The sequence below is a fragment of the Vibrio sp. 10N.247.310.24 genome (assembly GCF_041467175.1).
Taxonomy (GTDB): domain Bacteria; phylum Pseudomonadota; class Gammaproteobacteria; order Enterobacterales; family Vibrionaceae; genus Vibrio; species Vibrio tasmaniensis_A.
Genome location: NZ_JBFSUD010000020.1, coordinates 1 through 13,716 on the forward strand (window position 1 = coordinate 1; position 13,716 = coordinate 13,716).

The window sequence follows — 13,716 nt, forward strand, 5'->3', positions numbered from 1 at the left end:
GCAACCTTGCCAAGGTTGAGGTCATCGGTTCGAACCCGATGTATCGCTCCAAATTAAAAAGCCCGGACAGAAATGTTCGGGCTTTTTGGTTTCTGCTGTTCTGATTTTTATGCGTTATTCCTCTTTCTGTTTGAACACACCCAAACTTCCTTTTCTATCTCAAAATGTTGCTATCAAGTTCGTTTAGATTACTTAGCTTTTAAAAGCGAGATTCCCTATGAACTCGTTCCTCGTACTAGGGAATGACGGAAAGGCGCAACAGCCTCAAAGCCCTCACTAACATCGCCTGTATATCCATGTCGTCATCCTCGGCCGCGAGGAACGAGCGAACCGGGGATCTCCTTATCTAAAGATTAACTTGTCGATATTTTCAGCAATTTGTCAGTCACCGCTCCTATTTATCAAGCGATTATTAAAAACTATTGATCGTTCATTTCACTTTATGTTATTTTCCCGCGCAATCTCGGAATGAACAATGTTCAAGAAGAGCAATGATTGCTTCTGGGGGATACGCGTAATGACCATTCTTGCTGATTGGGACATTACGTAGGGTAGGTATCAGCTAGCCTTTAGCTGATAGACGGGATACTTATGGCGCAATTCGCCATGCTAATGGGAAACCCAACATTGAACACACTAATAACAACATTGCTAATCAGCTCTGCATTTCCAAAAGGGCCAGTTCTTCATAGCTGTCCGATACTGCACAAATGTCCAATTCTTCAAAACAGTAGCATTACTGAACCTTGAGCTCACGCTAACTAATTTTTGCTGTCCTAAGACGGCCTAATTTCGTATTCGTCATTTGACTTATGCGAGCGTACAGCTATATCTCATTTCTAGACAATACGCGTGCTTCACTATGAATTCTCTCTAAATCAATAGAGGGACGGTGTGCAATTGCGTCTGATGGAGGTGAGTATGAACACATTCAAGGGGACTTTTATGACTACCGCCTTTGAAGTCGATATTAATACTATCGCAAATTCATTTTCAACTATGGTTCCTATCGTAGAGGGAACTTACGACCTAACACCCGACGCTATTTTGCTTGAGCAAGAACAGCATGAATCGGATGTGCGCTCTTACCCAAGACGCCTACCGATTGCTATTAAACGAGCATGTGGTGTTTTAGTTGAAGATACTCGTGGCCAACTCTTTCTCGATTGCTTAGCAGGTGCAGGTACACTTTCTCTGGGCTACAACCACCCTGAGATTAACCAAGCACTTAAAGACCAACTCGATTCTGGTTTGCCGTACCAAACACTTGATATCACGACTCAAGCAAAAGAGACGTTTATCAAGCGAGTTAAAGCTTTTCTCCCTCAAGACTTTTCAACCAACTCGGTTCTTCAATTCTGTGGCCCGTCTGGTGCTGACGCTGTGGAAGCGGCGATCAAGCTCGCTAAACAAACTACAGGTCGCAATACCATGTTTGCTTTCCGTGGTGCTTACCATGGCATGACGAACGGCACCATGGGCATGATGGGTAACCTCGGCACTAAAGAACGTCGTAGCGGCTTGATGTCTGACGTACATTTCATGCCTTTCCCATACAACCTCCGCTGCCCGTTTGGCATCGGTGGTGAAGCAGGTGCCAACGCAAGCATTCGTTACATCGAACGTATGTTGAACGATGACGAGTCTGGCATCATGAAACCAGCGGCGATGATCGTTGAGCCTGTGCAAGGTGAGGGCGGTGTGATTCCTGCTCCAGCATCTTGGTTACAAGGTCTACGTCGCATCTGTGATGAGCATGGCATCCTACTGATTTTTGATGAAATTCAGTGTGGTGTGGGTAAAACCGGCCATCGCTTTGCGTTTGAAGAATCAGGTGTTAATCCTGATATCTTGTGCTTGTCTAAAGCGATTGGTGGCGGACTGCCTATGTCGTTGCTTGTGTTTGATAAGAGCATCGATACTTGGAAAGCGGGTGAGCACACCGGCACATTCCGTGGCAATCAGTTGGCAATGGTATCTGGCGCTAAGGCGTTGGAAATCATCGAACGTGATGGTTTGGTTGAGCACGCGAACATAGCAGGCCAATATTTACGTCATGGGCTTGAGAAGATTCAATCGCGTGTGAACTGTATTGCTGAAGTTCGTGGTAAAGGCCTGATGCTTGGCGCTGAGATTAAGCAACCAAACGGTGAACTCAACAAATTTGGCGAACCACAATCAGACGGCGAGTTAACTCTAGCGATTCAACGAGCAGCACTAGAGCGCGGCTTGATGGTTGAAAAGGGTGGTCGTGATGGTTCGGTAATTCGTTTCCTTCCGCCAATGATTATCTCTTTCGAGCAGATCGACTTTGCACTGCGCGTCATGGAAGAAGCGATCATCGCAGCGGGTGGTGGTTTACAACAAGACCCAGCTTCAAGCGAACAAACTCACCAAGAATGGAATAAGCATTTCATCCAGACAGGTTTAGGCGGTAGCGACGAATTTGCTAGCGTGATGAACCAAACCACTCAAGCGATGAAAGCCGTTTTTGAACAAGTTGAAACCCCTTATTCGGGTTTAGATCCAAAAGTGCTAGAAGCAGCCATCAATGCTGTTGATCTCGATAACAGCCAACACGCTTTGGTTGATGTTGTAGATAGCACTGCAGACCTTGTCGCTGCGAACTCCATCTTCGTGCAACACCCAGACTGCATTGCGCACCTTCACACTCCCCCTCTTATGGCTTCGGTAGCTGCGGAATCGATTATCGCAGCGTTGAATCAATCAATGGATTCATGGGACCAAGCATCTGCAGCGACTTATGTTGAACAACGAGTGGTTGATTGGATGTGTGAGAAATACCAACTTGGCGCACAAGCTGACGGTGTTTTCACGAGCGGTGGCACGCAAAGTAACCTAATGGGCTTATTGCTTGCGAGAGACTGGGTTGCAGATAAGCACAATGGCCACTCAATCCAAAAGCTTGGCTTACCAGAATACGCAAGCAAGCTTCGTATTTTATGTTCAAAGAAATCTCACTTCACGGTTCAAAAGTCAGCTTCTCTACTAGGGTTAGGCGAAACAGCAGTGTGCTGCGTTGATACCAATGCAAATGGCACCATAAAGCCAGATTTGCTAGACGCAGAAGTGAAAGCACTTAAAGCTCAAGGTCTGATTCCTTTTGCTGTGGTTGGTACGGCGGGCACAACCGATCACGGTGCTATTGATGACCTGGAAGCGATTGCTGATATCGCCAACCAACAAGGCCTTTGGTTCCATGTCGACAGTGCTTACGGTGGCGCGCTTATTTTAAGTAGCCACAAAGCTCGTCTGAAAGGTATCGAAAAAGCGGACTCAGTGAGTGTCGACTTCCACAAGTTGTTCTTCCAAACCATCAGCTGTGGTGCTGTGCTTCTGAAAGACAAAGCGAACTTTAAGTACCTACTGCATCACGCAGACTATTTGAATCGCGAACACGATGAGCTACCGAACTTAGTCGATAAGTCTATCGCGACCACCAAGCGTTTCGATGCGTTGAAAGTCTTCATGACGATGCAAAGTGTCGGTCCAAAGCAACTGGGCAATATGTACGACCACCTTCTTGAGCAAGCGCTAGAAGTGGCAGACCTGATTCAAAACCAAGCGGACTTAGAGCTACTCGCGGAGCCTTCACTATCAACAGTGCTGTTCCGATCTAAGCCGTCAGCAAACGGTGAGCTAGATTTAGACAAACTGAATCAGACGTTAAGACTGGAGGCGCTGACTCGTGGCGTTGCAGTACTTGGCGAAACGGTCGTTGATGGTAAAAGCGCGTTGAAATTCACCATCTTGAATCCGTGCTTAACGACATCAGATTTCAAATCTCTAATTAACAAAATTCAAACTCTAGCCATTGAGCTAGCAGAACAACAAGGGTAATTAAAACTATGGCTATTCTACAAATTGGTGCAGGCGGCGTTGGTTGGGTTGTTGCACACAAAGCAGCACAAAATAACGAAGTACTGGGTGATATCACAATCGCTTCTCGCACAATTGCGAAGTGTGAAAAAATCATCGAATCTATCAAAGGCAAAAACAACCTTAAAGATTCTACTAAGAAACTAGAAGCTCGTTCAGTAGACGCTGACGATGTTGATGCACTTGTTGCTTTGATTAAAGAAGTTAAGCCTGATCTAGTGATCAACGCTGGTCCTCCTTGGGTAAACATGGCGATCATGGAAGCGTGTTACCAATCGAAAGTATCTTATTTAGATACATCGGTTGCGGTTGATCTATGTTCTGAAGGCCAACAAGTACCACAAGCTTATGATTGGCAGTGGGGCTACCGTGAGAAGTTCGCTGAAGCGGGCATCACAGGTATTCTTGGCGCGGGTTTCGATCCAGGTGTGGTATCAATCTTTGCAGCGTACGCGGTTAAGCACTTGTTCGATGAGATTGACTCAATTGATGTAATGGACGTGAATGCTGGCGACCACGGCAAGAAGTTTGCGACGAACTTTGACCCAGAAACCAACATGCTTGAGATCCAAGGTGATTCTTTCTACTGGGAAAATGAAGAGTGGAAGCAAGTACCTTGCCACTCTCGTATGCTTGAGTTTGAATTCCCGAACTGTGGTTCTCACAAAGTTTACTCAATGGCACACGATGAAGTGCGTTCAATGAAGGAATTCATCCCAGCTAAGCGTATCGAATTCTGGATGGGCTTTGGTGATGCATACTTGAACTACTTCAACTGCATGCGTGATATCGGCCTTCTTAGCCCTGATCCGCTAACACTGCACGACGGCACTGTGGTTCAGCCTCTTCATGTTCTTAAAGCGCTGCTACCAGATCCAACATCTTTGGCTCCGGGTTACACAGGTTTAACGTGTATCGGTACTTGGGTCCAAGGTAAGAAAGACGGCAAAGATCGCAGTGTCTTCATCTACAATAACGCAGACCACGAAGTGGCTTACGAAGACGTAGAGCACCAAGCAATCTCTTACACTACGGGTGTTCCAGCGATTACTGCTGCACTTCAGTTCTTCCGTGGCGAATGGGCTGATAAAGGCGTGTTCAACATGGAACAGCTAAACCCAGACCCGTTCCTAGCAACCATGCCGGAAATCGGTCTAGATTGGCATGTTCAAGAACTTGAAGCAGGCCAAGGTCTTCCTGTGATTCAAGAGCTGAAAAAATAAGAACTGATTTCTTGTTTTAATTGCTAATTAAAGGGGACATGGATTGTTCCCTTTTCGATGATGATAGCCTTGAAGCTTTGGTATCATTTATTTTGATTTTGTAACTCACTGCGCTCGGACAGGACAAAATCAAAATAAATCACACCAAAATTGTTAATTTACCTTTCCATCTATAGATGCTGCTTGAGTGTTTACAAAAATGACGTTTAAGAAAGAAGAACTAAAAACCCCATATTTCATGATCAACGAAGACAAGTTGATTGCGAATCTAGAGAAAGCCAAGCAACTGAAAGAGATTTCAGGTGTGAAATTGGTATTGGCACTGAAGTGTTTTTCGACATGGGGTGTGTTTGACATCATCAAACCTTACCTCGATGGCACGACAAGCTCTGGCCCATACGAAGTCAAGCTTGGCCACGAAACCTTTGGTGGTGAAACGCACGCTTACAGTGTGGGTTACAGCGAAGATGACGTGAGAGAAGTTGCGGATATCTGCGACAAGATGATCTTCAACTCTCAAAGTCAACTTGCTGCTTACCGTCATATTGTTGAAGGTAAAGCTTCACTGGGTTTACGTTTAAATCCGGGCGTGAGCTACGCAGGACAAGACTTGGCTAACCCAGCGCGTCAATATTCGCGTTTGGGCGTACAAGCTGACCATATCAAGCCAGAGATCTTCGATGAGATTAATGGTGTGATGTTCCACATGAACTGTGAGAACAAAGACGTCGATGCATTTATCGGTTTGCTTGATTCAATCTCAGAGCAGTTTGGTAAGCACCTAGATAAGTTGGACTGGGTGAGCATGGGCGGTGGTGTGTTCTTCACATGGCCGGGCTATGACATTGAAAAGCTTGGACTTGCGCTAAAAGCCTTTTCTGAAAAGCACGGCGTGCAGATGTACCTTGAGCCGGGTGAAGCTATCATTACTAAGACAACTGACTTGGTTGTGACAGTGGTTGATATTGTTGAGAACGTGAAGAAAACAGCGATTGTCGATTCAGCAACCGAGGCACACCGCCTTGATACGCTTATCTACAATGAACCAGCATCGGTATTAGAAGCGTCTGAAAACGGTAGCCATGACTACGTGATTGGCTCGTGTTCATGCTTGGCGGGCGATCAGTTCTGCGAAGCGAGCTTTGACGAGCCACTTAAGATTGGTCAAAAGCTGCACCTGCTAGACAGTGCAGGTTACACCATGGTGAAACTGAACTGGTTCAATGGCCTAAAAATGCCATCGATCTATTGCGATCGCAGCAATGGCGAAGTTCAGAAGCTAAATGAATTCGGCTATGAAGACTTCAAACGCTCATTGTCGCAATGGTCGGTTAAGTAACTATATAAGTTCATAAAAATAAAAAGAGCAGCCAATGAGCTGCTCTTTTTGTTTTCCTTTAAAACTAGTTAAATGGCTTAACTAATCTAATCAGAGGAGAAGGGGGGTTACTTGGATCTATAATCGTTTCCAGAGCCTCTTCGAAATCAATGATCAAACCATCATAGGCACTGTTAATTTTGTGTGCGTCTGGTGTGTTCGTCCAGTAAGGCTCATTGGTTGTCGTGGGGAAATGTGTCAGGTTGATAGCAGGTTTCGTGCAGCGGTACTCTACGATTGAACTGAGCTCTTTGATATTTGGCAAGCGAAAGCCCGTTTGACTAGCAATTGTGGTTAGGTTTGTGTCTTTAGTTGCATTGAGTGCATCTTGCCAGCTTTTGTATTTAAGTGCTGTTCCATCACATTTATCTTGTGCGGAATTGTAGCTTTCACCTAAGTTACATTTAGACCAAAGTAAATTAGTGGTAACGTCCAGTAATGTACCATCTTTACGGTCGATAAGCTGCCCGTCTTTAACCGATGCCGACTGTGTCGTTACACATGTTTGTGCTAATACGTTACCGCATAGTAGGGCGGTTAGTGTCCCTAAGCATATATGAAGTTTCATTAGTCTAAGCCTCCGCTCACAGCGACAATACCCGCTGAACTTGAAATGTTTTTATTACAAAGCTCTAGCTCTCCCGTAGCCGTATCAACGCATCGTACGCTACCGTTTTGTTTTACTGAGCTTGTTTTGGTAAAGAGCTTGGTACCTAGGTTAGGGAAGAAGTCCACACCACTTGATGGTTTGCTGCCGACATTAAAGTTAATGAATGAACGAGCCTCAATAGGAGAGGGCAGACGCCAATCCGTGATGCCGCAGATAGCATAACTGTTTAGGCTCTCAATATAGCTTTTGGTATTACAGTTGCGACTACCAGAATTGTCATTGGGATAAGCGCATAGAGAAGATATAGGGCCGGCGCTGTACAGCAGATCGTTAGGCGCTCCGGCATAACCGCCATTGGTGGTTGCATCGGAATCGTACCAAGTGTAGGTGTATGAAGCACTTCGCCAATAACTTGATTCAGTTCCCCAAGGGTAAGGGTTTGCGTTAGCGTCTAGTTTATGTTTTTCAACCCAAGTTTCGATGTTGCTTGTCGTAGGCAGCGCTCTAGCGGTTTGTTTGTTTTCAATATATAAACCTGTTCGTTCATCTTTTACACAGCGCCAACTAGAGGCTGATGAATTTACTGGATTACCATTCGCATCAATCTTGGTGTAGCGGAAACCATATGCACCATCAGAGTGCTCACTTCCATCCGTTTTATCTAAACCAAAATCGGCATCTTGATTAGGGTGCGATGCTGGAGGGGTGGTGCTGTCGTAAGCTGTGCCATCGAAATAGGTTACATAGCCAGTATCGTTGAAGCTTTTCTGTCCGGGTATATAGAACGCAAGCGAGTTTTTCTTAGCATCTATAGCTGCGTTTCCTGCGCTAGCGATGGTGTAAATTACGGATTCTCCGCCTTCATTGAAGCTGTCAGCAATCGCAGAAAACTTGATGCTTGTTGACAGGGTTTCAGCGGCTATCTTGATACTTGAACCAGCGATATCAACACTAAAGTCTTTAACTGTGGCGATGCCCGTTTGAGCGAGTGTCAGCGTAACCTCTTTAGAGGTGTAGTGGCTTAAAGTCGCTTGCTGAACAACGCTGTCACCCTCTACAACGGTACTTAAGTCTTTGCTAAACCGGACAGTTGGCTGATCGTCACTATCATTAATAGTTACTTCGGTTTGCTTGTTGGTCAGAGTGTAATTTGCACTGTTATCCACACCAATGGTGTAGTGAAAGGTCTTGTTCCCTTCGTAAAGATTATTATGGGTAAGATTCAAAGGAAGAGCTGCACTAGTTGCACCCGCCGAAACCTTGACGTTTTGGCTAGAGATAGCATCGTAGCTTTTAAACATACCAGTAGAGCGTGTTGTGATATCGCTGGTGACGATAGTGAGAGTGAGCTCTTGGCTTAAGGCTTTGGAAAAAGAAACTGTAATTGACTCTGTCTTCGACCCTGATTGTGGTTCAGAAAATGAAACACTTTTCGGGATGCTAACGTTAATTTGTGATGATGACGAAGTAGACGTTGTTTTACCATTATTCTCATGACCGCTTTTACAGCCACTGAATAGTGTTATGAGAAGGATTACTGAGATGGTATTGAGCTGCCAACTCGACCTGTTTCTTTCCATGTTTGAACCTAAACCATTAAATTGTATAAGATAATCTATGGTAACAAAAATATTATACGAATGCCTGAATTCATATGGTTAAGTTATGTATTTCGAATGTTTCCATATGGTTTTTTGTAAGTTATGTAAGAGGAGGGGGGATTTCTGGAGGGGAGCCTCCCAATGATGAATTTATCATCAGGAGGCTAGCTTGTTAGCTTTCAATCATCACTCGAGTATCTTCACTGAGCGTTTCTAATTCATTCACTACGTCATCAATCAAAACTTCGATTGGTAGCTTAACGGCAATCTTGGAAGTAAATAAGCTTGAGCTAACACCACCGCCACCAGCGATAAATACTCGGTGGCAATCCATATCTAGAATGCTGATCCCTTGTCTGTCTAGTACATGTGTCACTTCGTTGACGATGCCAGCTCGGTCGTTAGAGTCGAGTCGTAAGTGATGTATTGTGTCTTGTGCGTTGTGAGTGTGGTCTGAATCAACAAACTGCACGATCAAGTCAGCATTGGCACTGAAAGCATCCTTAACAATTGATTCGTTGATGGCTGGAAGTTGAATCTTTAATACACCTGCAACTTGATCTTCAATAAAGTTAACTTTACTGATGAGCCATTTTCCGTCGTTTTCGTGAGTAACCGCAGCAAGTTGCTTGATTGTTGCTGGTGATGCTTGTCCGATAAAGTTTACGATAAATGTACTGTTCATATCAGCCCCCAAAGTCTCAATTGTTCGTTGCTAATTAAATGTTTGATATCACGCGATAAAGTTCTTTAATTTCAGTGTAGAAGGTTACATCGAACAATGTTTGACCTGTGTCAATTTTTGAAACTAAGCTGTGATGCAAAAAAAGAGAATGAAGAGTAGGGCACAAAAAAAGCGGCTAGAGAGCCGCTTTTAGAAGAGTTGTCGCATTTATTTGAAATGCAGTAACATAGAGTTCAGAGACTGGAAGTCGATTTAAAACGTTACTTTAAAGTTCATACCAACAAACTGAGAGTCGTATGTTGCCCCTGCATCGTAGGCGAATCGTGCTGCGTCTTTGTTATCCCACCAAGGGTTAGTATTCAGATTAACTTCTGCGTCACCACCCCATGCATCACTTACCCAGTAGTGGATATGGCCAACAGGGTTGAGGAAGAATAATGAAACATCACCCATGGTTTGAGAGCCCATCACTTCGCCACCTGAAGCAACAATGTCTTGCTCTGCTTCTAGCATCATTTCACCGACAACAGCCCCAAAGAATGGTGTAATAAAGATATCTTGCCATGAAGGTACTTCAGCAAACGCTTCTACGCCGTATTCCCAGAAAAATGTCGACATTGTCCAAGAGTATAAGAAAGACTCAAACTCGTCATAACCAGCATGTCGAGCTGCGGTGTAGTAAACACCACCGAAATACGGATGCATTACGTAGTTTAGGAAGTGTTCATCACGGTCCCATACAGGGCCTTCAGAAACGTTATCTTTCCATTTTTTACCTAGTGCACTGATATCACGCTGGTCATCATCCCACTTAGTGATACTTTCAGGTAAAAGCGTCATGAGGCCAACGGTTGCGACACTTAAACCAAGAATGGTATAAGTTTGTCCCATGAGGTAATCCCAATCTTTGCCATCGCTAACGGTAAGGTAGAGTGGTTGTTTTTCGATCGTTAAATCATATTGGTCGCTTGTTTCGTTTAGCGCATAATTGTTACTAGGCTTATAGGTGTACAAGCTTTCATTAACACAGTAATCTTGAGCGCATTCATCCGAATAAGAAAGGTTGATTGGTTGGTCGAAGTCGTATTGGCTTGCAACCGAGTTAACTGACATTAGCATTGTAAATGCAGCAGTAACCTTCGTTAGTAACGGTGATTTGGCCACAAGGGTCTCCATGAGAAGTTAATAATTGATCCGAGTCACAATTATCTATTAAATGCTTAGTTTAGGGAACTAATAATTTATTGCTTTTCCTAAGAAAACCTTAGATTAAGCATTAGTAATATTTGTGAGAAGGTGAATGACTCAAACTCAACCTTAGACTAGTTTGTAAATAATGCCGTGTCTTTTAATGGCCACAAGGGATATAAATATGACGAAAATCGCAATGTTAAGCACTGGTGAAGAAGTTCTTCATGGGGACATTGTCGACACAAACGCAGCTTGGATGTCTGCTGAGTTTTATCAGCACGGCTTTGCTTTGGCAAAGCGTTCAACTGTGGGCGACCAAATGAACGCTCTGATCGAAGAACTTCTGATGCTGAGCTTCAACTATGATGTGGTTATCGTCAATGGTGGTTTGGGGCCGACAACTGATGATATGAGTGCGGCCGCTGCGGCTGCGGCCTCAGATCAAAAGCTTGTCATGTTCCCTGAGTGGCTGACTCGTATGGAAGAGATGTTCTCTGGACGTGGTATGCCGATGCCTGACAGTAACCTTAAGCAAGCTTTATTACCCGCGAGTTCAGAGATTGTTGATAATCCTGTGGGTACGGCTTGCGGCTTCAAGCTGAAAATCAACGATGCGACTTTCTATTTCACTCCTGGTGTACCGAGTGAATTCAAACGTATGGTTACGTTTGAGATTCTTCCTGACTTGTCGCGTACCTACCCTCAAGTGGTTGCCTCTGAATGCAGTCGATTGTTTACGTTTGGTTTGTCTGAATCGGGTATCTCGGATGTGTTAGACCAGCTTAAGCTTCCAGCAGGCTATGAACTTGGCTACCGCTCTTATCTGCCTTTTATTGAGGTCAAACTGTTTGGTCCTAAGGCAGACTTAGAAACTCGCGTTAAGCTTCTGCAAATGGTTTACAAGCTCCTAGAGAGTAATGTCGTGAGCGTTGATGAGCCAATGATTGACCATATTGGACACATCATGGCGGAAAAAAAGAAGACGTTATCTGTATCTGAAGTGTCGACCAAAGGAGCCCTATCAGCGTGGCTGCAATTGAATGAGCAGGTTGAAGACTGCTTTGGGCATTCATGGGTCATGGCTGAGCCAAAAGAGAGCGAACTTGAAAAGAGTGATCCATTAGCCGCAACCTTTGCACTGGCTGGCGCTACAAGAGAGAAGTGCGGTACAGAACTGGCTTTGGTTACTGGAAAATTAGAAGGCAACACATTTAGCGTCGCATTGTCGACTGAAGCAGGAGAGTGGGGACAGGTGCTTGAGTTTTATCGTCAGTACTCACGCGAAGACCAACGCAACGTGATTAAGACCGTTGCCGCCGATATGCTGAGAAGGCATCTAGACAACAAACCGATGTTTGGTACTTACTCTTCGGTTAAGCGATTGAAAGACATGTTTATTCCTAAAGCGGTACTATAAACCAAGTTAACGCTATAAAGTCCAAGTTAAAGCTATATATGTAATAAATTATATACATCAACAAAGCCGAGTTGGTGCAATAAGCGAGTTGTCTGATTGAGCCAACATGAAAAACAAAAAGGGCCTGATAATGAAGATTATCGGGCCCTTAAATTTTTAAGCTTTTCTGTTAACGATTCAACATTGTACTAATCGCGCTAAGTAGCTAAGTAGCTAAGTATAAGATCTAAGTACAAGTATTAAGCACTTTTTTGCTTATTTCTGTGAATAACGTTACTCAGCGATAGTTCTGTTTTTGCTTTACAGATACAAGGCAAAATTTCATCACCTTGCGTGTAAGCCATAGCAAAACCAACGTACTCGACTTCACCAGAATCCAACGTACAGCGGCAAGCGCCACAGTGGCCATCTCGGCAGTTGTATTCTGGCTCTAACCCTGCTTGTTCCATTGTTTCCAATAGAGTATTTGAAGGGTTAGATTCAATAGAAGTCAGCTTGTTGATTTTGATTGTTGGCATTACAGCTCAAATCCTTCAAAGTCGTCAGCTTTTACTTCGTTGTCGATTTGGCCAACTAGGTAAGAACTGATTTCAGCTTCTTGTGGAGCAACTTGAACGTTATCTGAAGACAACCAAGCGTTGATCCATGGAATTGGGTTCGATGTTGCTTCTGGGTAAGCCGTACCTAGACCAACCGCTTGCATACGGATGTTGGTAATGTACTCAACGTATTGGCAAAGAATATCTTTGTTTAGACCAATCATAGAGCCATCTTTGAATAGGTATTCTGCCCACTCTTTCTCTTGCTCAGCCGCTTCTTTGAATAGGTCGAAACACTCTTGCTTACACTCTTCAGCGATCTGCATGAATTCGAAGTCATCTTGGCCATTACGCAGCAAGTTGATCATGTGCTGTGTACCAGTAAGGTGAAGTGCTTCATCACGAGCGATTAGCTTGATGATCTTCGCGTTACCTTCCATTAGCTCACGTTCAGCGAATGCGAATGAACATGCAAAACTCACGTAGAAACGAATCGCTTCCAGTGCGTTTACAGACATTAGACATACGTAAAGCTTCTTCTTCAGGTCATGAAGTGAAATCTTAACGTCTTCGCCATTGATGTTGTGGTTGCCTTCACCGTAGCGGTGGTAGTCAGCCGTTAGCTTGATTAGGTCATCGTAGTAAAAGGCGATGTCTTTAGCACGCTTCAGGATCTCTTCGTTTTCAACGATGTCGTCGAATACTACGCCTGGATCATTTACGATGTTACGGATGATGTGCGTGTAAGAACGAGAGTGAATCGTTTCAGAGAATGACCATGTCTCAATCCAAGTTTCAACTTCTGGTAGTGATACCAATGGAAGTAGGGCAACGTTAGGGCTGCGGCCTTGGATAGAATCTAGAAGCGTTTGGTACTTTAAGTTAGAGATGAAGATGTGCTTTTCATGCTCAGGAAGCTTGTTGTAGTCGATACGGTCACTAGACACGTCGACCTCTTCTGGGCGCCAGAAGAAAGAAAGCTGCTTCTCGATAAGCTTTTCGAAGATTTCAAATTTTTGTTGGTCGTAACGTGCAACGTTTACCGACTGACCCAAGAACATTGGTTCTTTTAGTTGGTCATTTTTTTGTTGAGAAAAAGTACTGTAAGCCATAAATGCCTCAAATCCTTTAAAGACCCGCAATAAAACGGACCCTGTTAATGCTTTAAACCC

At 44.2% G+C, this 13,716-nt stretch carries 10 protein-coding genes; 4 read left to right on the forward strand and 6 right to left on the reverse strand.

From position 1 onward, the window contains the following. Positions 1-921: 921 nt before the first annotated feature. The 3 genes from AB6E08_RS08635 (at position 922) to nspC (ending at position 6,462) form a co-directional block, all read left to right on the forward strand. Entirely contained in the window at positions 922-3,861 is a 2,940-nt protein-coding gene (locus tag AB6E08_RS08635) for a pyridoxal phosphate-dependent class III aminotransferase (RefSeq protein ID WP_372031353.1), read from the forward strand. An 8-nt stretch (positions 3,862-3,869) separates the two neighbouring features. Further along, positions 3,870-5,123 (forward strand): carboxynorspermidine synthase, encoded by a 1,254-nt coding sequence (locus AB6E08_RS08640; RefSeq protein WP_372063429.1) that lies wholly within the window; start codon positions 3,870-3,872, stop codon positions 5,121-5,123. 199 nt (positions 5,124-5,322) lie between these two features. Then, the gene (gene nspC, locus AB6E08_RS08645; RefSeq protein WP_372063427.1) at positions 5,323-6,462 is read left to right on the forward strand and encodes a carboxynorspermidine decarboxylase; all 1,140 of its coding nucleotides are present in this window, start codon (positions 5,323-5,325) and stop codon (positions 6,460-6,462) included. Between the two features lie 64 nt (positions 6,463-6,526). Here nspC and AB6E08_RS08650 read toward each other — a convergent pair whose 3' ends face one another. The 4 genes from AB6E08_RS08650 to AB6E08_RS08665 all read right to left on the reverse strand — a co-directional run bounded on the left by AB6E08_RS08650 (position 6,527) and on the right by AB6E08_RS08665 (position 10,561). Continuing rightward, positions 6,527-7,069 (reverse strand): DUF1566 domain-containing protein, encoded by a 543-nt coding sequence (locus AB6E08_RS08650; protein WP_017100618.1) that lies wholly within the window; start codon positions 7,067-7,069, stop codon positions 6,527-6,529. Continuing rightward, entirely contained in the window at positions 7,069-8,691 is a 1,623-nt protein-coding gene (locus tag AB6E08_RS08655; protein WP_372063425.1) for a DUF1566 domain-containing protein, read from the reverse strand. The genes AB6E08_RS08650 and AB6E08_RS08655 overlap by 1 nt, the downstream gene beginning before the upstream one ends. Before the next feature lie 193 nt (positions 8,692-8,884). Then, positions 8,885-9,397 carry a glycine cleavage system protein R gene (locus AB6E08_RS08660; RefSeq protein ID WP_009848853.1) on the reverse strand — a complete coding sequence of 171 codons (513 nt, stop codon included), beginning with the start codon at positions 9,395-9,397 and terminating at the stop codon, positions 8,885-8,887. Positions 9,398-9,649: 252 nt separating this feature from the next. Beyond that, the gene (locus AB6E08_RS08665) at positions 9,650-10,561 is read right to left on the reverse strand and encodes a DUF3943 domain-containing protein (RefSeq protein WP_372063423.1); all 912 of its coding nucleotides are present in this window, start codon (positions 10,559-10,561) and stop codon (positions 9,650-9,652) included. 208 nt (positions 10,562-10,769) lie between these two features. Here AB6E08_RS08665 and AB6E08_RS08670 point away from each other — a divergent pair, with 208 nt between their 5' ends. Continuing rightward, positions 10,770-12,005 carry a CinA family nicotinamide mononucleotide deamidase-related protein gene (locus AB6E08_RS08670; RefSeq protein ID WP_102250188.1) on the forward strand — a complete coding sequence of 412 codons (1,236 nt, stop codon included), beginning with the start codon at positions 10,770-10,772 and terminating at the stop codon, positions 12,003-12,005. Positions 12,006-12,244: 239 nt separating this feature from the next. Here the strand turns inward: AB6E08_RS08670 and yfaE are convergent, their stop codons facing one another. Further along, on the reverse strand, positions 12,245-12,523 hold the full coding sequence (gene yfaE, locus AB6E08_RS08675; protein ID WP_012604325.1) for a class I ribonucleotide reductase maintenance protein YfaE: 279 nt from the start codon (positions 12,521-12,523) through the stop codon (positions 12,245-12,247). Beyond that, on the reverse strand, positions 12,523-13,656 hold the full coding sequence (nrdB, locus tag AB6E08_RS08680; RefSeq protein WP_004733365.1) for a class Ia ribonucleoside-diphosphate reductase subunit beta: 1,134 nt from the start codon (positions 13,654-13,656) through the stop codon (positions 12,523-12,525). The genes yfaE and nrdB overlap by 1 nt, the downstream gene beginning before the upstream one ends. Positions 13,657-13,716: the final 60 nt, after the last annotated feature.